This is a genomic window from Natrinema sp. HArc-T2 (genome assembly GCF_041821085.1).
GTDB lineage: Archaea > Halobacteriota > Halobacteria > Halobacteriales > Natrialbaceae > Natrinema.
In genome coordinates this window covers 249,889-275,135 of record NZ_JBGUAZ010000005.1, presented here as the reverse complement: position 1 = coordinate 275,135, position 25,247 = coordinate 249,889, and the positions used below count along the sequence as shown (strand labels likewise).

At 64.7% G+C, this 25,247-nt stretch carries 26 protein-coding genes and 1 tRNA gene; 12 read left to right on the top strand and 15 right to left on the bottom strand.

Annotation, left to right across the window (positions count from 1 at the left end; translation table 11 throughout):
• Positions 1-72 precede the first annotated feature (72 nt).
• The 4 genes from ACERI1_RS14140 to ACERI1_RS14125 form a co-directional block, all read right to left on the bottom strand.
• Positions 73-657 (bottom strand): hypothetical protein, encoded by a 585-nt coding sequence (locus tag ACERI1_RS14140; RefSeq protein ID WP_373618964.1) that lies wholly within the window; start codon positions 655-657, stop codon positions 73-75.
• Positions 658-777: 120 nt separating this feature from the next.
• Positions 778-1,122: a glutaredoxin gene (locus ACERI1_RS14135; protein ID WP_138779951.1), complete on the bottom strand. Its 345-nt coding sequence runs from the start codon at positions 1,120-1,122 to the stop codon at positions 778-780.
• Between the two features lie 56 nt (positions 1,123-1,178).
• Positions 1,179-1,976 carry a succinylglutamate desuccinylase/aspartoacylase family protein gene (locus ACERI1_RS14130; RefSeq protein WP_373618963.1) on the bottom strand — a complete coding sequence of 266 codons (798 nt, stop codon included), beginning with the start codon at positions 1,974-1,976 and terminating at the stop codon, positions 1,179-1,181.
• Between the two features lie 50 nt (positions 1,977-2,026).
• On the bottom strand, positions 2,027-2,512 hold the full coding sequence (locus ACERI1_RS14125) for a DUF309 domain-containing protein (RefSeq protein WP_373618962.1): 486 nt from the start codon (positions 2,510-2,512) through the stop codon (positions 2,027-2,029).
• A gap of 101 nt (positions 2,513-2,613) precedes the next feature.
• Here ACERI1_RS14125 and ACERI1_RS14120 point away from each other — a divergent pair, with 101 nt between their 5' ends.
• From ACERI1_RS14120 to ACERI1_RS14080, 9 genes are all read left to right on the top strand, one after another.
• Positions 2,614-2,742: a hypothetical protein gene (locus tag ACERI1_RS14120; protein WP_373618961.1), complete on the top strand. Its 129-nt coding sequence runs from the start codon at positions 2,614-2,616 to the stop codon at positions 2,740-2,742.
• Positions 2,743-2,869: 127 nt separating this feature from the next.
• A tRNA-Leu gene (locus ACERI1_RS14115) sits at positions 2,870-2,952 on the top strand.
• A 172-nt stretch (positions 2,953-3,124) separates the two neighbouring features.
• The gene (locus tag ACERI1_RS14110; RefSeq protein ID WP_373618959.1) at positions 3,125-3,925 is read left to right on the top strand and encodes an inositol monophosphatase; all 801 of its coding nucleotides are present in this window, start codon (positions 3,125-3,127) and stop codon (positions 3,923-3,925) included.
• 88 nt (positions 3,926-4,013) lie between these two features.
• Positions 4,014-5,147 carry a DUF63 family protein gene (locus ACERI1_RS14105; RefSeq protein ID WP_373618956.1) on the top strand — a complete coding sequence of 378 codons (1,134 nt, stop codon included), beginning with the start codon at positions 4,014-4,016 and terminating at the stop codon, positions 5,145-5,147.
• A gap of 102 nt (positions 5,148-5,249) precedes the next feature.
• Positions 5,250-6,113: an NOP5/NOP56 family protein gene (locus ACERI1_RS14100; RefSeq protein ID WP_373618954.1), complete on the top strand. Its 864-nt coding sequence runs from the start codon at positions 5,250-5,252 to the stop codon at positions 6,111-6,113.
• Positions 6,106-6,738: a fibrillarin-like rRNA/tRNA 2'-O-methyltransferase gene (locus ACERI1_RS14095; protein WP_373618953.1), complete on the top strand. Its 633-nt coding sequence runs from the start codon at positions 6,106-6,108 to the stop codon at positions 6,736-6,738. The genes ACERI1_RS14100 and ACERI1_RS14095 overlap by 8 nt, the downstream gene beginning before the upstream one ends.
• Positions 6,739-6,902: 164 nt before the next feature.
• Positions 6,903-8,240: a hydroxylamine reductase gene (gene hcp, locus ACERI1_RS14090; RefSeq protein ID WP_373618951.1), complete on the top strand. Its 1,338-nt coding sequence runs from the start codon at positions 6,903-6,905 to the stop codon at positions 8,238-8,240.
• Positions 8,241-8,443: 203 nt separating this feature from the next.
• Positions 8,444-9,526: a glutamate--cysteine ligase gene (locus ACERI1_RS14085; RefSeq protein WP_373618949.1), complete on the top strand. Its 1,083-nt coding sequence runs from the start codon at positions 8,444-8,446 to the stop codon at positions 9,524-9,526.
• A 54-nt stretch (positions 9,527-9,580) separates the two neighbouring features.
• A complete protein-coding gene (locus ACERI1_RS14080) occupies positions 9,581-10,225 on the top strand; it encodes a helix-turn-helix domain-containing protein (RefSeq protein ID WP_373618948.1) in 645 nt (214 codons plus the stop codon).
• Positions 10,226-10,249: 24 nt separating this feature from the next.
• Here the strand turns inward: ACERI1_RS14080 and ACERI1_RS14075 are convergent, their stop codons facing one another.
• The 8 genes from ACERI1_RS14075 to rpl7ae all read right to left on the bottom strand — a co-directional run bounded on the left by ACERI1_RS14075 (position 10,250) and on the right by rpl7ae (position 17,467).
• Entirely contained in the window at positions 10,250-11,353 is a 1,104-nt protein-coding gene (locus ACERI1_RS14075) for a M24 family metallopeptidase (protein ID WP_373618946.1), read from the bottom strand.
• A gap of 85 nt (positions 11,354-11,438) precedes the next feature.
• A complete protein-coding gene (locus tag ACERI1_RS14070) occupies positions 11,439-14,453 on the bottom strand; it encodes an FAD-binding and (Fe-S)-binding domain-containing protein (RefSeq protein ID WP_373618944.1) in 3,015 nt (1,004 codons plus the stop codon).
• A gap of 172 nt (positions 14,454-14,625) precedes the next feature.
• Complete coding sequence (gene sod, locus ACERI1_RS14065; protein WP_373618942.1) at positions 14,626-15,228, bottom strand: superoxide dismutase; 603 nt, start codon at positions 15,226-15,228, stop codon at positions 14,626-14,628.
• 214 nt (positions 15,229-15,442) lie between these two features.
• Positions 15,443-15,820: a hypothetical protein gene (locus ACERI1_RS14060; RefSeq protein WP_373618939.1), complete on the bottom strand. Its 378-nt coding sequence runs from the start codon at positions 15,818-15,820 to the stop codon at positions 15,443-15,445.
• A 288-nt stretch (positions 15,821-16,108) separates the two neighbouring features.
• On the bottom strand, positions 16,109-16,573 hold the full coding sequence (gene ndk / locus ACERI1_RS14055; RefSeq protein ID WP_008012982.1) for a nucleoside-diphosphate kinase: 465 nt from the start codon (positions 16,571-16,573) through the stop codon (positions 16,109-16,111).
• A complete protein-coding gene (locus ACERI1_RS14050; RefSeq protein WP_373618937.1) occupies positions 16,570-16,869 on the bottom strand; it encodes a 50S ribosomal protein L24e in 300 nt (99 codons plus the stop codon). The genes ndk and ACERI1_RS14050 overlap by 4 nt, the downstream gene beginning before the upstream one ends.
• Positions 16,869-17,093: a 30S ribosomal protein S28e gene (locus tag ACERI1_RS14045; RefSeq protein ID WP_006064297.1), complete on the bottom strand. Its 225-nt coding sequence runs from the start codon at positions 17,091-17,093 to the stop codon at positions 16,869-16,871. The genes ACERI1_RS14050 and ACERI1_RS14045 overlap by 1 nt, the downstream gene beginning before the upstream one ends.
• An 11-nt stretch (positions 17,094-17,104) precedes the next feature.
• Positions 17,105-17,467, bottom strand: a complete 363-nt coding sequence (rpl7ae, locus tag ACERI1_RS14040; RefSeq protein ID WP_373618936.1) for a 50S ribosomal protein L7Ae — start codon at positions 17,465-17,467, stop codon at positions 17,105-17,107.
• Between the two features lie 345 nt (positions 17,468-17,812).
• Between rpl7ae and tmcA the strand changes: the two genes are divergently transcribed.
• From tmcA to ACERI1_RS14025, 3 genes are all read left to right on the top strand, one after another.
• Positions 17,813-20,065: a tRNA(Met) cytidine acetyltransferase TmcA gene (gene tmcA / locus ACERI1_RS14035; protein ID WP_373618935.1), complete on the top strand. Its 2,253-nt coding sequence runs from the start codon at positions 17,813-17,815 to the stop codon at positions 20,063-20,065.
• A gap of 188 nt (positions 20,066-20,253) precedes the next feature.
• The gene (locus tag ACERI1_RS14030) at positions 20,254-20,739 is read left to right on the top strand and encodes a DUF456 domain-containing protein (protein ID WP_373618934.1); all 486 of its coding nucleotides are present in this window, start codon (positions 20,254-20,256) and stop codon (positions 20,737-20,739) included.
• A 47-nt stretch (positions 20,740-20,786) separates the two neighbouring features.
• A complete protein-coding gene (locus tag ACERI1_RS14025) occupies positions 20,787-20,957 on the top strand; it encodes a hypothetical protein (protein ID WP_373618933.1) in 171 nt (56 codons plus the stop codon).
• A 4-nt stretch (positions 20,958-20,961) separates the two neighbouring features.
• Here the strand turns inward: ACERI1_RS14025 and ACERI1_RS14020 are convergent, their stop codons facing one another.
• The 3 genes from ACERI1_RS14020 to ACERI1_RS14010 form a co-directional block, all read right to left on the bottom strand.
• The gene (locus tag ACERI1_RS14020) at positions 20,962-22,680 is read right to left on the bottom strand and encodes a glutamate--tRNA ligase (protein ID WP_373618932.1); all 1,719 of its coding nucleotides are present in this window, start codon (positions 22,678-22,680) and stop codon (positions 20,962-20,964) included.
• A 74-nt stretch (positions 22,681-22,754) separates the two neighbouring features.
• Complete coding sequence (gene idsA3, locus ACERI1_RS14015; protein ID WP_373618931.1) at positions 22,755-23,807, bottom strand: geranylfarnesyl diphosphate synthase; 1,053 nt, start codon at positions 23,805-23,807, stop codon at positions 22,755-22,757.
• Between the two features lies 1 nt (position 23,808).
• A complete protein-coding gene (locus ACERI1_RS14010; protein ID WP_373618929.1) occupies positions 23,809-25,161 on the bottom strand; it encodes an RNase J family beta-CASP ribonuclease in 1,353 nt (450 codons plus the stop codon).
• Between the last annotated feature and the right edge of the window lie 86 nt (positions 25,162-25,247).

Sequence of the window (25,247 nt, the reverse complement as noted above, 5' to 3'; positions counted from 1 at the left end):
TGGTCCTCAAGATAGCGGCTTCGCTAAGAAGGGAATGGGATCTGCCGACAGGTATGTATCTGCTACATACCGTCAGTCCGTAATGAACTTGTTGTCCCGCCAGTTGACGCCGCCCTGGCCCGAGCCGTGGTCGCGGGGGCCTTCGACGACTTCGATGTCGGCGGGTCGCGGTTCGCCGTCGACGATCCGGGTCGCCTCGAGATCGCCGTCGCGTTCGGAGATCGCCGTCAGCGTTCCTTTCTCGGCAGCTTCGGCGATGCCACAGAGCACGAGGAACATCTGGTACTGCAGCAGCGAGTTCTGCAGGACGGTCTCGCGGTCGCCTTTGAACGCGGCGAACTCGACGAGTTCGGATTCGATCTCCTCTTCTTCGTCCTCGTCCCAGCTAAAGGACTTCTGCCGGCGCTCGTCGGGGTCCTCTTCGTAGACCCGGTTTTCCGTGACGCTGGCTTTGAGCTGGGCCGTCGGGGTGTACTTGCTGACGGACTGATCCTCGGCGACGGCTTTGAGGATCAGCGTGTTGTTGCGCCGCGTGATCTCGACGTCGTCGACTCCGTCGGGGAACGTTGCGTCGTCGATGTGGTCATGGAGATCTTCGAGGGGCAGTTCGAGTGTCGAGTGCAGCCGATATACGTGTCTGGATTCCTCTGTTGACATAGTGGGAAGGTGTCTACGGCGACAGTCGTGGTCTGTTACTACGAGGCCGCGACTTATATGACCTGCTATTAAATCCGTGAGAGATGACTCGTGACAAATCTGCGTTCACGGTCGGACGCCCTACGCCGCGTTGAGCGTCTCCGCAAGTTCACCGCGTTCGTCGAGTTCCTCGAGGATGTCGGAGCCGCCGACGAACTCGCCGTCGACGAACGTCTGAGGGATCGTCTCCCAGCCGCTTTGCTCGTTAAGTGCGACGCGATACTCGTCGAGTGACTCGAGGACGTCGACGGTTTCGAACTCGTCGCGATGCTGGCTGATCAGCCCAAGCGCTTTGCGGGAGTAGCCACACTGGGGCATCAGTTCGGTCCCTTTCATGAAGAGGACGATTTCGTTTTCCTCGAGCGTTTCGGCGACCTGCTCGTTGACCTCCTCCTGATCGAGACCTTGGTTCGGTGGGAACTCCATACACGTTCATATGGGGGAGAGGGGGATATGCCTTGTGTCCTCGCGATTTCAGATTCTCAGTCGGCCGCCGTCGGTGACTCGAGAACGTCGACTTTTTCGGCGGTGTAGCCGAAGACGTTCCGGTAGCCGTTCGGCGACATGAGCACCGGGTAGAACGCCTCGTCGGCGACCTGTTTTTTGCCGTCGGCTGCGGCAAACGGCGCGCCGGCTTCGACTTCCGTGAAGTTCTCGACGAAGACCTCGTAGGTGTCGGCCTGTTCCTTGTCGATGACGTCGGTCAGTCGATAGACGGGTAGATCACGACGGACGGTATCGCCGGGCAACGCATCGACGGCGGTGAGAAACGCGCGCGTCAACCGGTCGGCGTTTTCGGCGGCCGTCTCCGAGCCCTGCAGCCCACACTCGACCTCGACGGTGTCGACCGTCGAGAAGAGCCGTCCGTCCGCGAAGTTACTCGTCTCGACCATCGCCGTGACGGGCAACTGCGGGACGATCGCCTTGGCCGTCTCGCTCACACCGTTGACGATGGCGAAGGGATCGGCGTGGCTCTGCGTGGAGTGCATCGAGAAGGTCAGACAGCCCTCGAGTTCGCTGACGAGGTCGTGTGCGAGCTGGCCTTCGTGTGTCTTGGCGTTCGGATCGCCGGGGAACGTGCGATTGAGATCTTCGTCGACGAACCGCACCCGTCGCTCGAGCGCTTTCTCGTTGGCGACGATGAGCTTGACGGGGCGTTTGACGGTCGGGCGATCGTCGAGCAATCGCTCGACGGCCCGGACGCCACAGGGTTCGTCCCCGTGGACGCCCGCGACGACTGCGATCTCCGGCGTTCCCGACCCGAGCTGTGCAACTCTCATTACCTATTAGTACGCCTGAAAGGGGAAAGGCGATTCGGTCTCTGACGGGGTCAGTCCTCGAGCGCGTCGGCGTACGCGTAGTCGTCGCTGTGAGCGATCGGCTGTGTGCCGTCGAGTGTGAGCTGCCAGCCGTCGATCCGCGTCGGGTCCGCGAGGGCGTTCGTCAGCGTGGTTCGGACCGCGAGCACGTCGACGCCGTAGTAGTCGCGGGGCACGTCTGTGAGATACCCCAGTGCCGTCTCGAAGAGACTCCGCATGCCGCTGTCGTTCTCGAAGTCGACGCGTTTGTACACACCGGCAGCCACCTGGACCATCCCGTGACAGAACTTGCTCTCGATGGTGCCGGCCCCGTAGTTGTACCACTCCGCCTCGAAGCAGTCGTGAGACTCGTGGAACGCGCCGTCGTTGAACAGCCGCACGCCGTGGACGGTCGCCCGGCGCAACGTCGCGTGCTCCCAGCGACCTGCGGACTCGTTCCAGCCCGTCGGGGCCCCGGCTGGTGGGTCGACGGTTGGATCGCGGGTGTGGTCGTCCATGGTCGACTCGAGGACCGATAGACGGGTAACGCCGTCGGTTAGGTAGTCCGTAGCGTGTGTAAGCACGGTATTTATCCCGTTACGAGGACCATATTGGCCTAATGGCTCAGCCATACGGTCGCTGCCAGCACTGCGGGGAACGCCTGTACGCCCACATCGAGGGGGGCTACCAGTGTCTGAACTGCGATCAGCGGTACACGGAGACGGAGTTCGAGAGCCGAGCGACGTGAGCGGGTCCGCTGCCTCTACGCGCCGCGGGGTCTCGTCGGTCCGCGAGCGATGCGTTTCGTGATCGAGTGGCGCTCGAGCGGCAATCGGACGATTTAACCCCTGCGAGCGTCTCAGAGCGAGATGCGTGCGAGGGTAGCCAAGCGGTCAACGGCGGCGGACTCAAGATCCGCTCTCGTAGGAGTTCGTGGGTTCGATCCCCTCCCCTCGCACTCACCATAGTGCGCGGCAAGACGGAGCGTCTTGCCCTCGCAAACTTCTGGACGTCGCTGCCACCAAAGACCAGCCACTGGTTCGTCGAGGGAATCGCCGTCGTTTAGCTACAGCACGGCGCTCGAGCCAATATCACGGCTACTTTTGAGGGAGGGCCGCCGAGAGATGGCAATGAGCAACGCCGATGCTGGCAGTCGTGCAGCCGTCGCCGTCCGTGCAGCCGGCGAGGGTGCTGCGGTCGCGGTCGACTCGTTTCGGACGGATATCCCAGTCGAGCAGAAAGGCGAAAAAACCGATGTCGTCACGCAGGCCGACCACGACGCACAGGAGACCGTCATCGAAACCATCCGAGAGATGTTTCCGGACGATCCGATCGTCGGCGAGGAGGCCGACGCCTTGAAACAGGTCCCTGAAACGGGGCCCGCGTGGATCGTCGATCCCATCGACGGGACCAACAACTACGTCGGCGGAATCCGTGCGTTCGGGACTGCTGTGGCAGCCGTCGTCGACGGCGAACCCGTCGGTGCCGCGTTCGACTGTCCCGCCCTCGCGGACCGCTACCGCGTCGGCCCAGAGGGGGCATATCGCAATGACGAACCGCTGTCGGTCAGCGACTGCGCCGATCCCGAAGCGGCCACCGTCTGCCCGACGTTCTGGTGGGACTTCGATCAGCGCGAACAGTATGCCATGGCTACTCGCGCGCTCGTCGAACGCTTCGGCGACATGCGACGCTTCGGCTGTGCCCAACTCGAGCTCGCGATGGTCGCCTCTGGCGCACTCGAGGGGACGATGACCAACCTGCGGGCGAACCCGTGGGACACCGTCGCTGGCGTCCAGCTCATTCGTGAGGCCGGCGGCGTCGTCACCGATCTCGAGGGTAAGCGCTGGCGACACGACAGCGACGGACTGGTCGCATCAAACGGCGCGATTCACGACGAATTGCTCGCAGCAGCCCGCGAAGTCGAGGCGTAAACCGACTGGCCTTCGAAGTCGACTGGCCCGACAGTCTCGCTCGTTGAAAACCGGAAACGGTAAGCGGCCCCCACTACCGGGTTCGGGTATGGACGACTTCATCGACCGGTTCGGGCCCGAGCGTGTCTGGGCCGCGACCGTCGCGAGTCTCGCCGCCATCGTTGTCCTCGGCGCGGTCCTGTTCCCCCAGCGAGTGTACGTCGAGTTCATCTGGCAGTACTTCTGGGGGCCGGTCGTCGCCGACGCCCACAGTTGGCCCTGTGTCGCGTGGGCCGACGGCCAGCAAGTGGCCTGCAGCCAGCTCGAGGCCGGCGCGAACGCCGGTCCGACCGCTGAACCGGGCTACACGTTCGTCTCGTATGCCGGCTACATCCCGACGCTCGTCCTCCTGCTAATCGGGATCATCTTCATCATTCGCCGCCTCGAGATCGAGCGCTACCGCGCGGGCTTTTTCGCGCTGTTCCCGTTCATGCTCTTCGGCGGTGCCCTCCGCGTCGTCGAGGACGCTAACGCCGCAGCCTACGAGTACACTGGCGAGATGGCCATCCAGTTGCCCTGGTCCGGCTTCATCATCAGCCCGCTGATCTACTTCACGGTCTTCTTTATCGCCCTCGGGGCGGTCGTGAGCTCCATCTGGCTCGACCACAATGACTACGTCTCGGGCTATGAGTACCCGCTGGCCGGGATCGGGACGACGCTGCTGACGGTGGCGGTCGCCTATCTCGGCTATATAGCGGCGACGGAGCCGTACTCGGAGTTTTACCCGCTGATCCCGCTGGTCACCCTCGTCGGTGCGACGCTTGCCACAGCGATCACCTGGGTTGCAATCGTGCGGTTCGCCCCCGAACTGAACCGCGGCACCCAATATATGGGGATCGTCGTCATCTGGGCACACGCGGTCGACGGCGTCGCGAACGTCGTCGGCCTCGACTGGGCGACCACGCTGGGGCTGCCGGCGAACCTCGTCCCCAAACATCCGATCAACGCAGCGATCGCCAGCACGACGGCCGACATCTTGCCCGAAAGCGTCGTCTCGGCGACCGGGTCGGCTTGGCCGTTCCTGTTCGTCAAGCTCGCTGCCGCCGTCTTCGTCATCTGGATCTTCGACGAGACCGTCTTCGATGACAACCCTCGCTATGCGGTCTTGCTCATGATCACCGTCGTCGCCGTCGGGCTTGGGCCCGGCACCCGCGACATGCTGCGGGCGACGTTCGGCGTCTGACGCGCCTCTTTTTCGTTCCAACTTACTCGAGCGTGCCATTCCTCACGCGATCCGAACGCCACGAACGGGGCCTTTAATCGCCCGCGGCGGGAACGGGCGTGCATGAATACGACGGACGGATGGTTCGCGGACGTTGACCGCGACGATCCCGACGCGATGGCGACTGCGGTCCGGGAGGGCCGCGCCGACGAGCCCCGCGACTGGCCGACTCTCGCGCTCGAGGCCGGATTCGCGGACGACGAGGACGACTACTACGACGCCGTCCGCGAGGCGACGACGGCAGCCACGCGGGCAGCAGTGACTGAACGCGAGCGGGCCGACGACCGTCAGCTCGTCCACGCGGTGCGCGCGATGGACGACTGCAACCGGACGGCGAACGAACTCGCCGAACGGCTGGCCGAGTGGGCCGGCACCGTCGACCCAGATGCGGGCACCGGCGTCGCGTACGCCCGCGAACTGGCACGCGGTGAACCAGACGACGCGCTCGAGGAACCCGCAGTTCGCTCGCTCGCCGGACGCGTCGCCGACCTCGCCGACGAGGCGGACGACCTCCGAGAGTTCATCCAACGCCAGACACCTGCCGTCGCGCCGAACCTCGCGGCACTTGCCGATCCAGTCCTCGCGGCACGACTGATCTCGCTGGCCGGCGGCCTCGAGCAACTCGCGAAGAAACCAAGCGGCACGGTTCAGGTGCTCGGCGCGGAAGACGCCCTGTTCGCCCACCTGCGGGGCCACGCTCCCTCGCCCAAACACGGGATCATCTACACCCACGACGCGGTCCGGGGTACCCATCCCGACGACCGGGGCTCTGCAGCGCGTGCGGTCGCCGGCAAACTCGCCATCGCCGCCCGGGTCGACCACTACTCGGGTGAGCTGAAGCCCGAACTCGAGGCCGAACTCGCGGAGCGAATCGAGACGATTCAGGCGCGGACGACGGGCGACGATGGAGGTGCTGACGATGAGTGACCTCCCAACCGGCGTCGAGCGCCACACGTTCGACGGCACCGACCGGCTCGCGACCCGCGGCGAACCGGTCTACGGCGAGCCCACCGATGGGGAATGGCGAGCCTGGAACCCCAATCGGTCGAAACTCGGCGCGATGCTCGACCTCGAGATGGACACCGGTCTCGCGGGCGGTGAAACCGTCCTCTATCTCGGCGCGGCAAGCGGGACGACGGTGAGCCACGTCGCTGACTTCGCCGGTCCGACCTACGCTGTCGAGTTCGCCGCGCGGCCGGCCCGTGATTTACTCGAGGCCGCCGAGAGCCGTCCGCAACTCTTTCCGCTGCTGAAAGACGCCCGGAAACCCGAGACCTACGCCCACGTCGTCGAGTCGGACGTCGATGTCATCATACAGGACGTGGCGACGCGCGGGCAGGCTCGCGTGGCACTCGAGAACCGGCGCTTCCTGGCCGACGATGGCCGACTGCTATTGGCGGTGAAAGCGAGGAGTGAGGACGTGACCCGCGAGCCGTCGGCTGTCTTCGCAGACGTGCGCGAGGAACTGTCCGAGGGGTACGATATTCTAGAGACTGAACGACTCGAGGCGTATCACGCGGACCACCTCGGAGTCGTCGCGCGACCGCGATAGACCACTGTAACCCGCCTCGCTGGCTCCGGTTTCGGAGGTGATTGATCCGTCGTCGCCGCCCCACGAAGACACTTATAAAAGATCGCGCGAACGTCTTCCCGTGGGTTTCGATACGGCGGGAATTCCACTCGCCACTTATTCAGTCCTCTATCGACGTGTCGCGTATGAACTGCAACCAGTGTGAGCAGACCCCCGAGGGCGGCTGTACGACCGTTGGCGTCTGCGGGAAAGAGCCCGACCTCAACGGCCTTCAGGACCTGGTCATCTACGGTCTCAAAGGGATCTCCGCGTACGCGACCCATGCGCGGGATATGGGGTACCGTGATCCCGATGTCGACGGCTTCGTCCACGAAGCGCTGTACTCGACGCTGACGAACGTCAACTTCAGCATGGACGACCACGCCGACCTCGCGATGCGCGCCGGCGACGCCGCCGTCGACGTGATGGAACTGTTAGACGAGGCCCACACGCAGGAACTCGGCGTCCCCGAACCGACGACGGTACCACAGAATAACGTCGAGGGGAAATCGATTCTCGTCACGGGACACGACCTCTACGGCCTGAAGCGGCTCTTGGAACAGGTCGAAGCCGACGACGAGCAGATCAACGTCTACACCCACTCGGAGATGTTACCCGCCCACGGCTACCCCGCGCTCGCGAAGTTCGACAGCCTGAAAGGCAACGTCGGCGGGGCGTGGCACGACCAGCGCATCCTCTTTGCGGACTTCCCCGGTGCGATCGTCGGTACGACGAACTGCGTCCAACCGCCCCGAGAGGAGTATCGCGACCGGTTCTTCACGACCGGCCTCGCCGGCCTCGAGGACGTCGAGTCCGTCGACGGCTACGATTTCGAGCCGGTGATCGAGACCGCCAAATCGCTACCGGCGGCCGACTGGGCACAGGACGGAACCGTGACGACGGGGTATCACCACGAACCGGTCCTCGACCAGCTCGACGAGATCGTCGAGGCCGTCGAGTCCGGGAAGCTCCGCCGGTTCTTCGTCGTCGCTGGCTGTGACGGCCCGACGCCCGGCCGCGACTACTACCGCGAACTCGTCCAGATGATCCCCGACGACTGCGTCGTTCTCACGACCTCCTGTGGCAAGTTCCGGTTCAACGACCTCGAGCTGGGGACCGTTCCCGGCACCGAGATCCCGCGCTACATCGATCTCGGGCAGTGTAACAACTCGATCTCGACGGTGAAGATCGCGGCCGAACTCGCCGACGCGTTCGACTGTGGGGTCAACGACCTGCCGCTGTCGGTCGTCCTCTCGTGGTTCGAGCAGAAAGCCGTCGCCGTCCTGCTGGGCCTGCTCAGCCTCGGCGTCGAGGACATCCGTCTCGGCCCGACGGTGCCCGACTTCCTCACCCCCGAACTCGTCGAGTTACTCAACGCCGAGTTCGGGCTCCAGCCGATCGGCGAACCGGAAGCCGACCTCCGGGAGATGCTCGACGAGCCGCTGCCTGCATCCTCGGCGGCTGGGCGACCGGCCGACGACTGACACGGGCTGCTGTCACCGTGTTCCGGCGCACCCCACACCATATGCGGGTGCGCTGGCACTGGCTGGCAGAAGTCTGTCTGACCCGCTCACGCTCTCGGCAGTGACGCGGCTGGCCCGCTCCGGCGGCTGCCATCGTCCGTGCCAACGGCGAGACGCTCCCGAGTCCAAACGGTATTTACCACCGCGCCCGAAAACGTGAGACGATGGAACGCGGGTCGCGAGACGCGTTTACGCGCATGGGAACGCTGGGAATCGAAGAGGAGTGTTTCGTCGTCGACGAGGCCGGCCGGCCCACCAGCGGGACCGACGACCTCGTCTACGAGTACGACCCGCCCGAGATCCTCGAGGGGCGGCTCGATCACGAACTCTTTAAATTCGTCATCGAAACCCAGACGCCGCTGATCGAGGATCTCGACGACGCCCGCGAGTCGCTGCTCGCGATCCGCCAGGCGTTAGTCGACCACGCCGAGGCCCACGGCTACCGGATCGCCGCCGCGGGCCTCCACCCGCTCGCGAAGTGGCAGGAACTCGAGCACGCCGAGAAACCCCGCTATCAGGCGCAACTCGACCGCATTCAGTACCCACAACATCGAAACACGACCGCGGGCGTCCACGTCCACGTCGGCGTCGACGACGCCGACAAGGCGGTCTGGATCGCCAACGAACTGCGGTGGTACGTCCCGATCATGCTTGCGCTCTCTGCCAATTCACCCTACTGGAACGGGTTCGACACCGGGCTCCAGTCCGCGCGTGCGAAGATCTTCGAGGCGCTGCCGAACACGGGGATGCCGACCTACTTCGAGGATTTCGAGGACTTCGATCGCTTCGAGCGGCTGATGCTCGAGACCGACTCGATCAACGATCGGGGCGAACTCTGGTACGACGTGCGGCCCCACACCGAACACGGCACGGTCGAACTGCGGACGCCGGATGGACAGGCCGACCCCGACGTCGTCATGGCGTTCGTCGAGTACGCCCATGCGCTCGTCGAGGCGCTCGCTGAGGAGTACGAGGACGGAACCAGCGGCCACCAGCACCGCCGGGAACTGCTCGACGAGAACAAGTGGCGGGCCATCCGCTACGGCCAGGACGCGTCGTTTATCGACCGCGATCTCGAGGGCACTGTGGACCTCGGCGACCTCGTCGACCGCGAGTGCGAACGGCTCGGTATCGACGGGATCAAACAGGTCTACGAGCGCGAAAGCGGTGCGCAACGACAGCGACGACTGTTCGAAGCGGAGGGGCCAGACGCGCTGTGTGAGTCGCTGTTCCTGCAGACCGAGTGACTCCCTCACAAAGGTTTAACTCCGCGCGAGGCCTCATCCTGTACGAGACGCCACATGAGTTCCGACGACGCAGACGACCATCCGGTCGACGACGCTGACGAGAGAGAGGAATCGCTCGAGGGACCGGACGACGTCGTCGAGACCGAACTCGGCCGCAGTCCGACCGTCGAGGAACTCGACCAGCGGATCGTCGATCTGCTCTCGTGGATTCTGGACACGGAAACCCGGGCGAAAATCTACGTCTATCTGCTGGCCAATCCGGGCAGTACCTCCGAGGAGGTCGCGAAGGGGACTGGCCTCTACCCGAGTACGGTTCGCGAGGCACTCGCGGAACTCCACGAAGAAGCCCGCGTCAGCCGCGAAAAACGCGCCAGCGAGGGGGCCGGGAACAATCCCTACGAGTACACCGCGATCCAGCCAAGCGACCTCGTCGGCGATGTCGTCGATCAGGTTCAACAGGAATTAAACACCATCTTCAGGCTCGATCGTGTCCTCGACCGGAAAAGCGAACACGAACCGGACGCCCTCGAGGAAACGGAACCGGTGACGATCACCGTCGATGACAGCGCACCGACGCTCGGCGAGGGAGACGCGGACGCTGAGACCGAAACCGATGCGCTCGAGTTCGATGACGAGATGGAGGTCGAATCCGTCGACACGGAGACTGACGAGGACGATACCGCCGAAGAAGACGGCTAGTCTTCCGAATCGACGCTACAGCCGTTACGGCTCGAGTTCGAGCACGGCGGGTCGTTCCAGCTCGAGATCTCGATCGACTGCCGAGACGGACGTCGTCGGCCACCGTCCTGTCGCCGTCAGCACTTCGATATCGTCGTCGGTAACGAGCGCAGTCCCCTCACTTTTTGCGCCCTGCACCGTCGGATTCCACGCATACGCCATCGGCGCTTCGACCGGCGCATCGTGGTCCGGCGTGGCGATCCACTCGCGGCCAGCGAAGCCGGCGGCCCCGCCCTGATGGTGGTGCTCCCACTCGCCTTCGTAGCCCACCGCGTCGTAGGCCTGCTGGATCGCAGTGAAGACATCGCCAGCAGAGTCACTACTAGTTGCAGCGTCCTGCGTCGCCGCAAGTGCCGTCGCCTCCACGCGGGCCGCGGCTTCGTGGCGTTCCTCGAGCCACGCGGGCGGGTCGAACGCGACGGTACGGGTACAGCTCGCGTGGAGGCCGGCCCGTTCGGCGGTGACGGAGACGAGCGCGTACTCGCCCAGTTCGGCCTCGGTCGGCGTGTAGTGGCGATACTGCTGGGCCCGGGTTGCGCCGCCGACGAGGACGACCGGGGCCTCGATGTCGCGGGCCGACAGCGCGACTCGCAGGGCCGAGGCTACCTCGTGTTCCGTGTCACCGGACTGGAGTTCGCGACAGACGGCTTCGACGGCCGCGGCTGTCTGCCTGCCAAGCTCGCGGTATCGCTCGCGATCGCGCTCGGTCAGCGGCTGGCGCAGCGGCGTCGGATCGACGCGTTCGAACCCGGAGAGAGCGATGTCGATCGCTGCTCGCTCGTCGCTGCCGACGTGTTCGGCGACGGCCTCGTCCAGCGACGACGCGTGCCAGGGGAAGTCTTCGACCACGAGTTCGTCGACGTCTAGATCAGGCACTTCCTCGCTCACGATCCGATCGGCTTCGATGTTGTTCGCCACGAGGGTTACGTCGGTCCCGTCGTAGCCGACCGCAGCGACGCCGCTGTCGCCCTCGCGGTCGACGACGTTGGTCCCGCCGGTCAGCCATGCAAACGAGTTCGGCCGGGCGAACCAGACCGAATCGAGGTCGTGAGACTCGAGGTAGGCCTCGAGGCGCTCGCGTTTGTCCATGTCGGGTGCTGGCGAGGGTGATCCTTGATACTGTCGGACGGCACGACTCCCTGCTCGATCGTGACGCGACGGTCGATCGGTATCGCTACCCCTCGAGGGCGCGTGCGAGCAATTCGACGGGATGCGTGGGCCGGTCGTAGCCTTCAAAATCGCCGATCTGTGTCCGACAGGAGGTGCCGGGGGCGACGATCGTCGTCTCGCTGTGGTCCGGGTGCTGGCGCTCCTCGAGTTGGTCTCGCAGTATCGAGCCGATCGCCCGCGAGAGGTCGTAGTGGTCGGCTTCGTAGCCGAAACTGCCGGCCATGCCACAGCAGCCCGAGTCGACGGGGTCGACGGCGTAGCCCGCCCGTCGGAGCACGCCGACGGCGTGGTGGTCAGCGCCGCGGGCCTTCTGGTGGCAGTGGCCGTGAAACGTGAGCGGGGCCTCCGCTGTCACGGCCTCGTCGAACGACACCTCTGCGTCCAGTCTGCGGTCGTCGACGAACTCACAGACGCCGAAGGCGTTCGCGGCGAGCGTCTCGACGCGCTCGTCGTCGAGCAGCGAGCGGTACTCGTCGACGACCATCGCCGCGTCTGAGGGTTCGACGAACAGGACCGCCCAGCCGCGCTCGAGATACGGCTCGAGGTCGTCGAGCAATGCCCGGCCCTGATCGGCAGCGACCTCGAGCAGTCCCTGGGAGTAGGCTGCGCGACCGGTCGGGCCGAGCTCGGGGATGGCGACGCGGACGTTCGCGGCCTCGAGCACGTCGACGGCTGCCTTCCCGACTGCCGGATTCGAATAGTTGGTGTCCGTGTCCGGGTAGAGAACGACCCCCGCGGTTGCCGTTTCCGCATCGATCTGGGGTCCACGCTCCCCGTACCAGTCGACCAGCGTTTCCCGCTGGAACGTCGGCAGCGTCCGATCGGCCGCGATTCCAACTGTTTTCTCGAGAGCGGTCCGTGCCCCCGGCAAGTCCGTTGCGTGGTTTGCAAGCGGCGCGACCGTACTGCCAAGCGCCGCCAGCCGATCGACGTTCGCGAACAGCCGTTCCCGGAGGCTCGTCCCCTCGCGGTCGTGGTACTGGTGTTTGACTTCGGCTTTGAGTTTCGCGAGATCGACACCGGTGGGACAGTCGCTCTGACAGCCCTTGCAGCCGATACAGAGGTCGAGCACCTCCGATTGGAACCGCTCGCCGTAGAGTTCGTCGGGGTCGATCTCGCCGCTGATCGCCGCCCGCAGCAGGTTCGCACGGCCCCGCGTGGTCGCGATCTCCTCTTCGGTCGCTCGATACGTGGGACACATCACGTCGCTGCCGGTCTGCCGGCAGGTCCCACAGCCGTTACAGAGTTCGACGAGCTGCGAGAAGTCGCCCTCGTCGTCGAAGTCGAGCGTCGTTCGCGGCTCGAGGGTGGCGTAGTCCGGCCCGTATCGGAGGTTGTCGCGGATGTCGGTCGGATTTTCATCACGGTAGACGACCTTCCCGGGATTCAGCCGCCAGTCCGGGTCGAACGCCGATTTGAGTTGCTTGAACGCATCCCAGAGTTGGGGACCGTACAGCTTTGGATTGAACGCCGTCCGCGCGAGGCCGTCGCCATGCTCGCCAGAAAACGAGCCGTTGTGTTCGGCGACGAGGTCGGTGACATCGTCGGCGATGGCACGCATCGTCTCGACATCGTCGCCGTCTTTCAGATTGAGAACCGGTCGAATGTGCAGCGTGCCGACGCCCGCGTGGGCGAAGTAGGCCGCCGTCGTGTCGTGGCGCTCGAGGATCTTCTGGAAGCCCGCGACGTACTCCGCGAGCTCTTCGGGTGGGACGGAGGCATCCTCGACGAAGGGGTACGGTTTCGGATCGCCTTCCATGCTCATCAACAGCGGGATGGCAGCTTTCCGGAGCTTCCAGAGTCGGTCCTGTTTCTCGGAGGTGAAGGCCTCGAGCGATCCAAACGCCGCGCCCTCGTCTACGAGGGTTGTCGTCGCCGCGTCGACCGCCGCCGACAGGTCGTCGACGACTTCCGAATCGAACTCGAGCATCAGCGCCGCTTCAGTCCCCTCGGGAATCGGCTCCGCGTATTCGGCGTACTCCGCCGAGTCAGCGGCCAGCCGGAACACCTCGTCGTCCATGAGTTCGACCGCGCTTGCCTCGCGTGCGAGCGCCTCGGGGACGGCAGCAAGCGCCTCGAGCAGGTCGTCGTAACAACAGACCGCGAGCGCAGTCTCGTCGGGGCGGGTAACGAGCGAGAGCGTCGCCTCGACGACGACGCCGAGCGTGCCTTCGGCACCGACGAGCAGTTTCGAGAGGTTGATGATCCGATTCCCTTCGCTATCCGTTCGGATCACTTTTTGTAGATTATAGCCGCTGACGCTACGTTTGAGCTCGGGATAGCGTGACTCGATTTCGTCGGCGTTGTCCTCGACCAGCGCCCGAACCGTCCGGTAGAGGTCGGCTTCGCGGTCGTCTTTCGAAACGATGCGATCCCACTCCGGACTGTCGAGGACGATATCTCGCGTGTGGATCAGTGAGCCATCGGCGAGGACGACCTCGCACTCCTCGACGTAGGCGTCCGTGATGCCGTATCGAACCGAGTGTGCGCCCGTCGAATTGTTACCGATCCCGCCGCCGATCGTCGCCCGGTTCGACGAGGCCGGATCCGGCGCAAAGCGGAGGCCGTACGGCTCGAGCGCATCGTCGAGATGGTCCTGCACGACGCCTGGCTGGACCACGGCGGTCTGCTCGTTCGGATCGATCGCTTGGATCTCGTCCATATGCCGAGAGAGGTCGAGAACGACACAGCCCGGGCCGACGGTCTGGCCGGCAAGCGACGTGCCAGCCCCCCGCGGGAGCACCGGTGCGTCGTGGGCGGCTGCGACGCGGACCGCTGTGCGGACGTCGTCGACATCCCGCGGGAAGACGACGCCGGCGGGTTGTGCGCTGTAGATGCTGCCGTCGGTCGCGTAGAGCACGCGCGTATACTCGTCGAAGCGCACGTCCCCATCGCAGGCGGCACGAAGGGCGGTTGCGAGCATCTCGCTCGTCTCGTTCTGGTCCGTCTCGAGCCGTGGCTGGTGTCGCTGCCGATCCTGCTCGTCGACCGTCGCCTCGACGCTGTCCTCGGCGGCCATATGCGGTAAGACATCGTTCCGCATGAGGTTAAACTATGGGCGTCACTCACGAGACGCGTGGTATCGGGGACCAAATTGGGTCGGACGGATCGCTCAGTTACAACCGCAGCTATGGCCGTGGCTGTCGGTCGCTTCCTGCCAAGAAAAACAGGGATCGTGACGGGCTCGTCGCTTACTCGAAGTGGTCGAGGCACTTCTGGTACTCTTCTTCGGCCTTCTCCCAGTTGACGACGTCGAAGAAGGCGTCGATGAAGCTCCCGCGGTCCGGACCGTAGTCGTAGTAGTAGGAGTGTTCCCAGACGTCCAGCGCGAGCACGGGATGAGAGCCCCAGAGCGCGCCCTGGTCGTGCTTGTCGACTGCGACGTTGCGCAGTTGCTTCGCGACCGGGTCGTATACCAGCAGTGCCCAGCCACCGGCAGCGCCGGCAGCGGCCTCGAATTCGCCCTTCCAGCCTTCGTAGGAGCCGAAGTCCTCCTCGATGCGGTCGGCGAGGTCGCCCTCGGGTTCGCCGCCGCCGTTGGGGGACATGTTCTCCCAGAACAGCGTGTGGAGATAGTGGCCACAGCCGTTGTGGGTGACGTTACCGAGGGCGCCGGGCGTCGAACTGAAATCGCCCTCCTCGCGGTTCTCCGCGAGGGTCTCCTCGGCGGCGTTGAGGCCGTTGACATAGCCCTGATGGTGCGTGTCGTGATGCCAGGTCAGGACCTGTTCGGAAATCGATGGCTCGAGCGCGTCGTAATCGTATGGAAGTGGTGGAAGTTCGTGATCAGTCATAGTATTCGTCTCATGTTCTGTATCGGTTCCTCGCCTGTTAAGTTTTGAGGAGTGGGATGTTATCACCCCGAATAAACTCACGGCTGTCCCGTCATGCGATTTCCCGATACTCACGAACATCCACCACTGGCTGGCTATTAAAAGTTTCAGCGATCGGTGACGCCTCGTCCCGACCCGCTGGCCGTCACTGTCGATTGCCGTGAATTCGCCAGTGTTACGTAATCTCCTTGTGGTAGGCGTGCTCGAGCCACTCCTCGAGCGACGGCTGGCGCCAGTATCGCACCGTCTCGCTTCGCTGGTCGTGTTCGAGAATGCCTGCGTCTTCGAGTTTCGGGAGGTGGGTATGCGTGAGCTCCATTTGAACGCTCGCATGCCGATCCGTCGTGTGTTCCCCGTCTCTTGCGCCCGTCTGCTGTTCGAAGCCGATGACGTTCTCGGTGAGCGCTTCCAGCGTTGCGACGCCGTCCGGTTGGTCGTTGAGATAGTACAGCGCGTATCGTCGTCGACTGTTCGAAAGCAGATCGAAAACGACATCCAGCGACGGCGTCGCATCCGCCATCAATGCGGTCACCTCCCCGTTCGTTTCACGCATTCACGGCCCACCTCCTGTGTATTACCATTCGAAACCACCACCTGCCTTTACTTCAGCCGCGACATTAGATGTTACGTCTCTCTAGATGAATACGTATATTTTACTCTAGAGTATTTTCGAGTTGTATAACCCTGTGAAGGGTCCGGTAGGTGTTGCATCGATACGGACACACTCTGCCGGTCGAGTGCCACTGTGTGCTGAGTGACGCCCTTTCTGATTGCCGCCTAGTCGCCACTCTAGGTGTGTCCGCCCGTCAAAAAACGAAAACAGCTGTCGACTCGAGATCGATTACTCGTAGAGCCACTCGGCGTCGTGCTGATCGTAGTCGATCAGCTCGTCCTCGTCGAAGTGGATCGCGATCTCGCGTTCGTTTGCGCCCTCGTCCTCGTGGTCGGCGGCGTGGACGACGTTCCGACCGAGATCGAGCGCGTAGTCGCCCCGGATCGTTCCGGGTGCGGCCTCGAGCGGGTCGGTCTCGCCGATCATCTGGCGGACCTGCCGGGTTGCGTCCTGGCCCTCCCAGACCATCGGCACGACCGGACCCGAGGTGATGAAGTCCACGAGGTCGTCGTAGAACGGCTTGTCCTCGTGTTCGCTGTAGTGTTCCTCTGCCCGTTCGCGGGGCATGTTCTCGACTTTGATGCCGACGAGCTTGAGCCCGCGGTCCTCGAGTCGGGAGACGACCTCGCCCACGAGGCCACGCGCGAAGGCGTCGGGCTTGACCATCACGAAGGTGCGTTCGTGATCGCTCATGCTTCTTCAGCCTCGACTTCCTCGCTTTCGTCCTCGGCGGACGCGTCAGCTTCGTCTTCGTCTTCGGCTTCGCTTTCGTCGGCCTCGGCGGCAGGCGTCTCGTCCTGGACTGGACCTTTGGCGCGACGACCTTCCTCAGTCCACTCCAGATCTCGGGGCTCGCGCCCGAGCTTGTAGTTTTTCTCCGCTTTGGAGTCGACGAAGTGGAGCACGGTGCCGTCGGTTTTGACGTACATGATGCCCGTGCCGGGTTCGATCTCTTCGCCCGTGTAGTCGCAGGTTCGTTTCTCGACCATTATTGTCCTCCGATGGAGTCGGCCTCGCGGGCAGTCTCGCGAAGCTGGAGTACGTCCCCTTCGCGGACCGGCCCGAGGCAGTTACGGGTGATGATGCGTCCCTGGTTCTCGCCCTCCTTGATCCGGCATTTGACCTGCATGGCTTCACCGTGCATGCCGGTCTTGCCGACGATCTCGATGACCTCGGCGGGCGTAGAGCCGCTTTCTTCCTCTTCAGCACTCATCTCTGGTCACCTCAGTCGAGGTCCTCGACCTTGCCGGCGATGTCCTCGACGTCGCCCTCGGCCTCGCCAGCGTCGACGATCGCCGCAGCGGCCGAGCCGACCTCGAGGCCGGCAGCGTGACCGACGTCGTCCTGCGTCTCGATGAAGACGACTGGGATGCCCTTCTCGTCGGCGAGCTCCGGCAGGTGCATGACGATCTCCTCGGGGGAGACGTCTTCGGCGACGTAGACGAGGTCGGCGTTACCGCGCTCGATGGCCTTCGTCGTTTCGTTGGTTCCTTTCTTTACGCGTCCGGTGTCTCGTGCGACCTCGAGCGCCTCGAGGGCGTCGTCTGCGAGGTCGGCTGGGATATCGGTGGTTACGTAGACTGACATTGGTTGTTCACCTCTCCTACACGTGGGCTCGCGCTCCCCTGCCGTCCGGGCGCTGGGCACCCGTGCCGGAACGACTCCGGCGGAAGTCCTGTAGGGCTAGGAGCATCATCAACCCCGCGTAGGGTGTACACCTGAGTAGCGCTGCCCTCCTTAAAAGCGTGTTCAAACGAACGAGGCCGTGAGATGGCACCGCACAGGCCGAGTAGTCCCTTGGCCCGGTTAGGGCCTTCCCTGCTTGCTCGTGTTGGAACACGTCCGGTAGCCGGTGTTAACCGTCACGTTCCGTGGCGATACTGCAGTTGTCCAGCAATATATTACGCTCGAGACGCCAACGCCACCACACACATGGACGTCGACGCCGTCGGCCTTGCCGAGTTGCTTCACGAGGAAGCCACCCGAACCAACGAGCGCCGACTGCTCGTGCTCGCCGGCGCTCGAAAGCGGGGATACGATGCCCTCGAGTCGATTCTCGATGCGCTCTCTGTCCCGATCACCGAGACGACCCTTGTCGGTCCCGACGACCGCCTCCGCTGTGAACAACTCCGACAGGCCAACGCGAGCGACCTCCTCGGGACGACGCGGGACGTCATCGCTGTTGACGCCCACGACGAACTCCGGCCAAACGCGCTCGGCAAAGTCGTCGGCGCGGTCGACGGTGGCGGTCTCCTCGTTTTGCTCACCCCACCGCTTGCGTCCTGGCCGGACCGCCGCGACGAGTTCGCCACCTCGCTTGCCGTCCCGCCGTTCGTCGTCGACGACGTTACCGGTCGGTTCAAACGCCGACTCGTCGAGACACTGCAAACCCACCGCGGGATCGCGATCGTCGACCTCGAGAACGACAGCGTCGACGCTGACGGGTTGATCGACCCGGCCCCACGGATGCCGATGGAGCCACCGACGCCGCCAGCCGACCACCGGTTTCCGGCTGCGACCTACGAGGCCTGCCTGACGGCAGACCAGGTCGCCGCCGTCGCCGCCTTCGAGTCACTCGCCGAGTGCGAGCAGGCCGTCGTCCTCGAGGCCGACCGGGGCCGGGGCAAATCGAGCGCGGCGGGGCTGGCCGCGGGCGCATACGCCGCCGCTGGCGAGGACGTACTCGTGACCGCCCCTGCCGCACGGAACGCGGCGGAGCTGTTCGAGCGTGCCAATGAACTCGTCGAGGCACTCGGGACCGACGCGACCGTCGAGCCCCGCCGGATCGAGACGACCGCCGGCGGCTCCGTCCGCTTTCGCGAACCAGCCGCGGCTGTCCACGCCCTCGAGGCGGCCGATATTGTTGTCGTCGACGAGGCCGCCGCACTGCCGGTCGCCACCCTCGAGTCGCTGCTGGCTGCCGACCGCGTCGCCTTCGCGACGACGATCCACGGCTACGAGGGTGCAGGACGGGGCTTCTCGGTCCGCTTTCGGGATCGACTCGCCGAAAGCGATCACGACGTGACCGACTGTCAGCTCGTCGAGCCGATTCGGTATGCGGCGGGCGATCCCGTCGAAGTGTGGGCTTTTCGCGCCCTGCTGCTCGACGCCCGGCCACCGGTCGACTCGCTCGTGGCCGACGCCACACCCGAGACGGTCGACTACCGGCGACTCGAGCCCGACGAGCTGCTGGCCGACGAGCGCCTGCTCCGGGAAGCCTTCGGTCTGCTCGTGCTCGCCCACTACCGGACCGAACCCGCCGATCTCGCGCGGTTGCTCGACGCGCCCAATCTCGAGGCCCGCGCGCTCGTCCACGACGGTCACGTCGTCAGCGTGGCGTTGCTCGCTCGCGAAGGGGACCTCTCGCCGGAAACCCGTTCCATGATGTACGAAGGTGGCCGGGTTCGCGGCAACATGTTGCCGGACGTGCTGACCAGCCAGTTGCGGGACGAAGCGGCAGCCGAGCCGGCTGGCTTGCGCGTCGTCCGCATTGCGACCCACCATGCCGCCCGCTCGCGGGGACTTGGCTCGCGCCTGCTCGAGCGCGTCCGCGAGGAGTACGCTCCGTCGGTCGACTGGCTCGGCACCGGCTTCGGCGCGACGCCCGGCCTGCTGGCGTTCTGGCGCGAGAACGGCTACCGTGCAATCCACATCTCGACGACGCGCAACGACGCCAGCGGCGAGTATTCGGCGCTCATGCTCGCGCCGACGAGCGACGAGGGCCGGGAACTCCACGACCGCCACGCCGACTGGTTCGCCCGCCGGTTCGCCGCGCTGTGTTCGGACGCACTCGACGACCTCGAGCCGGACGTCGCCCGCGCAGTGTTGCGCAGCGTCGCTGAGGGTGCCGGGCCGCCGCTTTCGGTGACCGACCACGAGTGGCGCGTCGTCGCCGGGGCGGCCTACGGGCCGGGACTGTTCGACGTCGATCCAGGGCCGTTTCGTGACCTCGTCGTCCGGTACTTCGTCGACGACCCCGATGCCGTCGACCTGACCGGTCGCGAGGAACGGCTGCTGGTCCTTCGCGCCCTCCAGAGTCGGGACTGGGAGGCCGTTGCCGACCGCCTCGGGTATCACTCGACGGGACAGTGTATGCGAGCGCTCGGCGACGCCGTCTGTCCGTTGGTCGATCAGTATGGGGAAGACGCGGCACTCGAGGTTCGAGAGCGATTTGCCGAGCGCTGAGCTCGATGCGTCCAGTAACGACTGGTACGGTCTGCTGTACCGATGTCCCGGTGAGCCCGCAGAACGGTCGCGGGTGCACCGGCACTGACTGACAGGAGTCCGTATGCACGGTTTGCATACCGATCACACGCAGGCGGCTCGAGACAGCCGGCAGTACGGCTTTGACGCTCGGGTCCCTCGAGTGACGTATGGTCGATGCGGTGACGCTCGTCGCGATCGCGTTGCTCGTCGGTGCCATCGTCGGCGCAGCCGTGCCGATGGTTCCGAGCGGGCTCCTCTCGCTGGCTGGTCTCGGCGTCTACTTGTGGGGTGCCGGATTTGCCGAGGTGAGCGTCCTCACGTTCGTCGTCCTCGCCGTTCTCGCCCTCATCACGGCACTCATCGAGTTCTTCGGCGGCTCGATCGCCGCCCGAGCAGGCGGCGCGTCGTGGCTCACGACCGCGGCCGCCGCCGTCGTCGGCATCGTCCTCATGGTCGTCACCGGCCCGCTCGGCCTGCTCGTTGGCCTCTTCGGGACCGTCTTTGCCCTCGAGTTTGTTCGTGAGGGCGAACTCGAGGGGAGCACCCGCTCGGCGGTCTACACGACGATCGGCGTGCTCGCCTCGACGGCAGTCCAGGTCCTACTGACAGCGTCAATCCTCTTTGGGTTCGTCGTGGCCGTGTTCGTTCTCTGACCGACAAGAGAAAAGACTGAATTCGTGGGTAACGTTCCCACGGACGAATGGACACGGAGTGTTCCGAGTCTGACTGCGAGCGCCCCGCCACAGTCGAGTTACACATCCCCTGGGACGAGAACCGACTCGTCTGTGCCGCTCACGCTCGCGTGCTGGGTCGACAGGACGGCGTCGTAGCCGATCCCGATCCGGACCGGGCGGACGACTTGCTCGAGTAGGGGTTCAGGGGTGGGTGTAGTACGCGACCGTCTCCTCGTCCTCGTGGCGGTCGATCCGCGCGAAGCCGACGCGCTCGAACTGCACGACCTCGTCGGGCTCGAGGTCGGCGACACCCGGCTCGGCGTGGCCGGAGACGTCGCCGTCCATGGTTCGCATCCGGACAGGCACGCTCTCCTCGGCGGGGACCCAGTGAACGACGTCGACGTCTCCCTCGCGGACGACGTCGATGTCGTCGCCGGTATACTGGAGGGTGTCACGGGTGTACTGGAAACAGCCCAGGCCCTTGAGCCAGATCCGCTCCTCGCGGTCGGGGAGGTCGCCCTCCTCGAGCAAGACGGCATCACTGACCGGAATCTCCCGAACGCCACGCTCCTCGTGGTTGGGGTGCAGCGGCGGGTTCGCTTCCTCGGGCGGGCTGCCGCCGAGAGGGAGCTGGACGCCGTCACGGACCAAAAAGCGGCGGTCGGTCTCGTCGTCGATCAGGTCGCGGTTGTTCGCGTAGATCGAACTCATCGCGAGGTCGACGTCTGTAGTCGAGGTTCCCAGCCCGGTCATCGCCTCGACGATGGCCTCGCCGCGGATGCCGCGTCGGCGCAGGCTCTTGAGCGTCGGCGCACGCGGGTCGTCCCAGCCGTCGAGTTCGCCCTGCTCGATCAGTTCCGAAATGGTCGACGTACTCACCTTGACGTCGTAGTCGTCGAGTTGGACGTGGCCCCAGTGGATGACTTCGGGATACTCCCAGTCGAAGTAGTCGTAGACGAACTGCTGGCGTTTCGCGGAGTCCTGCAGGTCGATTCCGCGGATGATGTGCGTGATCCCGATGAGGTGGTCGTCGACGCCCGACTGAAAGTCCAGCATCGGCCAGCATCGGTATTCGCTGGCTTCCTCGCGGGGATGAGGCGTATCGATCATCCGGAAGGCCACCCAGTCGCGTAGCGCGGGGTTCTTGTGTTCGATGTCGGTCTTGACCCGCAGCACCATCTCGCCGCTTTCGTACTCGCCGTCGATCATGGCCTCGAATTCCTCGAGTACCATCTCAGTGTCCTTCTCGCGGTGGGGACACGCCTCGCCCGAGTTCTTCAGTTCCGAGAAGTCCTCGCCCGAACACGAGCAGGTGTAGGCTCCGCCCAGTTCGATCAGCTCGCGGGCGTGGTCGTAGTAGGTCTCGAGGCGGTCGCTCGCTTTGTACGTCTCGTCGGGCTCGAAGCCGAGATAGTCGAGATCCTCGAGGATGTCGTCGTAGGCCGCGAGATCCGGGCGCTTGGTCTCGGGGTCGGTGTCGTCGAAGCGCACACAGAACCAGCCGTCGTAGCGGTCGCGGTAGGTGCCGATGACGGCGGGCATCCGGGCGTGGCCGACGTGCCACGGGCCGTTGGGGTTTGGCGCACACCGCATCCGGATCTCGTCGTACTCCTCGGCGTTGGGCAGGTCCGGCAGATCGTATTCGTCTTCCTCCTCCTCGGCTTCGATCTCGGCGAGTTCCTCGGGTGCGAGTTCCTCGAGGCGAGCGCGTTTGGCCTCGTAATCGAGGTCGTTGACCCGTCCGACGACGCCGCCGGCGATCCCCGGAATCTCGTCGCCGTGCTCGCGGAATTCGGGGTTGTCGCCCATCAGTGGCCCCATAATCGCGCCGACGTCGGCGTCGCTCTCGTGTTTGACGGCATTCAATAGCGCGTGTTTTTCGACCTCGCGCTCGACGCGCTCGCGTAACTCGTCGTTCATTATCGTGTGCTATCCGCGCCCGGTCAAAAACCCTCGCGATTCGCGGTGTCGCTCGATCTGTGCGGCGACTGGTGTTAGTAGCCGCGTTCGATCAGGTAATCCGCGAGTTCGCGGAGGAGGTCACGCGCCTCGTTGTCCGGAAGGACTTCGAGTCTGTTCTTGCCGCGCTCGACCAGATCGCGGGCAGTCTGGTTCGCATACGAGATCGAGCCCGCCGCCTCGAGTTCGGCGACCGCGTCGTCGATCTCGGCTTCGGTGACCGCGTCGACATCGTCGGTGTCGACCAGGTTATCGACATCGACGCCCTGTTTGCGGGCGTGGACGGTGATCAGCGTCTGCTTGTTCTCGACGAGGTCGCTGCCCCGCTGTTTGCCGAGTTGCTCGCTTGGCACCGTCAGATCGAGCACGTCGTCTTGAATCTGGAACGCGCGGCCAACGTCGAGCCCGTAGCCGTAGAGTTCCTCGACCGTCTCGTCGTCAGCGCCGAGCAAGATCGCCGGCAGACACGCCGACGCTGCGTAGAGGACGGCGGTCTTCTGTTCGACCATCTCGAGGTACTCGTCGGGCGTAACGTCCGTTCGCTCCTCGAAGGTAACGTCGAGCGACTGGCCTTCACAGATGTCCGTACAGGTCGTCGCGAGCACGTCGAGTGCGTCGACGATGCGATCGGACTCCGCGCCCGTCTCGAGCATGATCTCGAACGCTTTCGAGTAGAGCGTGTCGCCGGCCAGAATGGCCGTCTCGAGGTCGTACTCTTTGTGGACGGCGGGGACGCCACGTCGGAGGTCGTCGTCGTCCATGATGTCGTCGTGGATCAGGGTAAACGACTGGATGACCTCGACGCTGACGGCGCCAGCCATCACGTCGACCGGGCCGCTGTCGTCGAGTGGGGGAAACGACCGATACTCCGTCGAGAGCGAGTCGACATCTGCCAGCGCCTCCGCCGTCGTCAGGAAGACGGTCGGGCGCAGCCGCTTGCCGCCCGCGTCCAGCAGGTATCGAGAAGCTTCGTAGAGCCGCTCGGGTCGCTGGATCGGCAGCTCCTCGGGAATCGCGTCGTTGACGAGTTCACGACGCTTGCGTACCGCTTCGAGCACCGCCTCTTCGCGTGCCTCGGGACTCGTCATATCAGTCGACGAGCTGGATGAGGTTCCCGTTGCGCGTGGCGTGGATGTCGCGCCCGAGTTGGTACCCCTGGTTCTCGGCGAGGTCGATGTACCGAGAGAGGTGCTCTAAGTCCTGGTGGGCCGGGATGACGTGCTGGGGCTGGAGCGCATCGAGCATCTCGTAGTGGCCTTCCTGGTTCATGTGGCCGGAGACGTGGATGTCGTCGTAGATGCGGGCACCCTGCATACCCAGTAGCTTCTCGGCCTGGTAGCGCTGGCCCTCGTTGGTCGGCTCTGGGATGACGCGAGCGGAGAAGACGACCTTGTCGCCTTCGTCCAGTTCGTACGGCGTCTCGCCGCGAGCCATCCGGGTGAGCATCGCGCGGGGCTCGCCCTGGTGGCCGGTGACGACGGGCAGGTAGTCCTCCTTGCCCTCGTTCATGATCCGCTTGAACGTGCGGTCGACGGACTTTCGGTGGCCGAACATCCCCAGGTCCGTGGGGAAGTCGACGAAGTCGAGCCGTTCGGCGGTGCCCGAGTACTTCTCCATCGAGCGACCGAGCAGGACGGGCTGACGACCGATGTCGTCGGCGAACTCGACGAGCGATTTCACGCGAGCGATGTGACTCGAGAAGGTGGTAGCGACGATCCCGCCGTCGTAGTCCTCGAGACTGTAGAGGACGTCGCGGAGGTGCTCACGGGCGACGTTCTCGGAGGGTGTCCGGCCCTTCCGACCGGCGTTGGTACAGTCCTCGATGTAACAGAGGACGCCCTCTCCCTCGCGACCGATCTCACGGAACCGCTCCATGTCGATCGGATCGCCGATGACGGGCGTGTGGTCCATCCGTTTGTCCAGCCCGTAGACGACCGCGCCTTCGGGCGTGTGGAGGACAGGGTTGATCGCGTCGATGATCGAGTGGGTGACGTTGACGAACTCGAGGTCGACCTTGCCGGAGTCGCCGATCGACATCGTCTCGCCGGCGTCCATCTTGATCAGGTCGTTCTCGACGCCGAACTTCTGTTCGCCCTCGATCTGCTGTTTGACGAGTTCGATCGTAAACGGCGTCGCGACGATCGGCGCGTCGTATCGGTGTGCCAGTTTGGAGATGGCACCGATGTGGTCCAAGTGACCGTGGGTGGGGACGATCGCTTGCACGTCGCCCTCCAAGTCGCTCATGACCCGGTCGTCGGGGATTGCACCCATGTCGATCAGGTCGAGACTGTGCATCCGCTCGGTTTCGACGTTGTCGTGGATCAGCACCTGCGAGAGGTTCAGACCCATATCGAAGATGACGACGTCGTCGCCGGCGCGGACGGCAGTCATCTGCCGTCCGACTTCTTCGTAGCCGCCAATCGTTGCAATTTCGATTTCCATGGTTCGTAGCACTGAAAGCCGCGTGATGGACTCTCATCGAAACGGTCCGCGGACTCCCGGTTGTTCGGCCCCGGCGTCTTACAGCG

Excerpts from the sequence above, each read along its gene's own strand:
- ACERI1_RS14140 (WP_373618964.1), bottom strand. The coding sequence starts at position 657 with ATGTCAACAGAGGAATCCAGACACGTATATCGGCTGCACTCGACACTC.
- ACERI1_RS14135 (WP_138779951.1), bottom strand. The coding sequence starts at position 1,122 with ATGGAGTTCCCACCGAACCAAGGTCTCGATCAGGAGGAGGTCAACGAG.
- ACERI1_RS14130 (WP_373618963.1), bottom strand. The coding sequence starts at position 1,976 with ATGAGAGTTGCACAGCTCGGGTCGGGAACGCCGGAGATCGCAGTCGTC.
- ACERI1_RS14125 (WP_373618962.1), bottom strand. The coding sequence starts at position 2,512 with ATGGACGACCACACCCGCGATCCAACCGTCGACCCACCAGCCGGGGCC.
- ACERI1_RS14120 (WP_373618961.1), top strand. The coding sequence starts at position 2,614 with ATGGCTCAGCCATACGGTCGCTGCCAGCACTGCGGGGAACGCCTGTAC.
- ACERI1_RS14110 (WP_373618959.1), top strand. The coding sequence starts at position 3,125 with ATGAGCAACGCCGATGCTGGCAGTCGTGCAGCCGTCGCCGTCCGTGCA.
- ACERI1_RS14105 (WP_373618956.1), top strand. The coding sequence starts at position 4,014 with ATGGACGACTTCATCGACCGGTTCGGGCCCGAGCGTGTCTGGGCCGCG.
- ACERI1_RS14100 (WP_373618954.1), top strand. The coding sequence starts at position 5,250 with ATGAATACGACGGACGGATGGTTCGCGGACGTTGACCGCGACGATCCC.
- ACERI1_RS14095 (WP_373618953.1), top strand. The coding sequence starts at position 6,106 with ATGAGTGACCTCCCAACCGGCGTCGAGCGCCACACGTTCGACGGCACC.
- hcp (WP_373618951.1), top strand. The coding sequence starts at position 6,903 with ATGAACTGCAACCAGTGTGAGCAGACCCCCGAGGGCGGCTGTACGACC.
- ACERI1_RS14085 (WP_373618949.1), top strand. The coding sequence starts at position 8,444 with ATGGAACGCGGGTCGCGAGACGCGTTTACGCGCATGGGAACGCTGGGA.
- ACERI1_RS14080 (WP_373618948.1), top strand. The coding sequence starts at position 9,581 with ATGAGTTCCGACGACGCAGACGACCATCCGGTCGACGACGCTGACGAG.
- ACERI1_RS14075 (WP_373618946.1), bottom strand. The coding sequence starts at position 11,353 with ATGGACAAACGCGAGCGCCTCGAGGCCTACCTCGAGTCTCACGACCTC.
- ACERI1_RS14070 (WP_373618944.1), bottom strand. The coding sequence starts at position 14,453 with ATGGCCGCCGAGGACAGCGTCGAGGCGACGGTCGACGAGCAGGATCGG.
- sod (WP_373618942.1), bottom strand. The coding sequence starts at position 15,228 with ATGACTGATCACGAACTTCCACCACTTCCATACGATTACGACGCGCTC.
- ACERI1_RS14060 (WP_373618939.1), bottom strand. The coding sequence starts at position 15,820 with ATGCGTGAAACGAACGGGGAGGTGACCGCATTGATGGCGGATGCGACG.
- ndk (WP_008012982.1), bottom strand. The coding sequence starts at position 16,573 with ATGAGCGATCACGAACGCACCTTCGTGATGGTCAAGCCCGACGCCTTC.
- ACERI1_RS14050 (WP_373618937.1), bottom strand. The coding sequence starts at position 16,869 with ATGGTCGAGAAACGAACCTGCGACTACACGGGCGAAGAGATCGAACCC.
- ACERI1_RS14045 (WP_006064297.1), bottom strand. The coding sequence starts at position 17,093 with ATGAGTGCTGAAGAGGAAGAAAGCGGCTCTACGCCCGCCGAGGTCATC.
- rpl7ae (WP_373618936.1), bottom strand. The coding sequence starts at position 17,467 with ATGTCAGTCTACGTAACCACCGATATCCCAGCCGACCTCGCAGACGAC.
- tmcA (WP_373618935.1), top strand. The coding sequence starts at position 17,813 with ATGGACGTCGACGCCGTCGGCCTTGCCGAGTTGCTTCACGAGGAAGCC.
- ACERI1_RS14030 (WP_373618934.1), top strand. The coding sequence starts at position 20,254 with ATGGTCGATGCGGTGACGCTCGTCGCGATCGCGTTGCTCGTCGGTGCC.
- ACERI1_RS14025 (WP_373618933.1), top strand. The coding sequence starts at position 20,787 with ATGGACACGGAGTGTTCCGAGTCTGACTGCGAGCGCCCCGCCACAGTC.
- ACERI1_RS14020 (WP_373618932.1), bottom strand. The coding sequence starts at position 22,680 with ATGAACGACGAGTTACGCGAGCGCGTCGAGCGCGAGGTCGAAAAACAC.
- idsA3 (WP_373618931.1), bottom strand. The coding sequence starts at position 23,807 with ATGACGAGTCCCGAGGCACGCGAAGAGGCGGTGCTCGAAGCGGTACGC.
- ACERI1_RS14010 (WP_373618929.1), bottom strand. The coding sequence starts at position 25,161 with ATGGAAATCGAAATTGCAACGATTGGCGGCTACGAAGAAGTCGGACGG.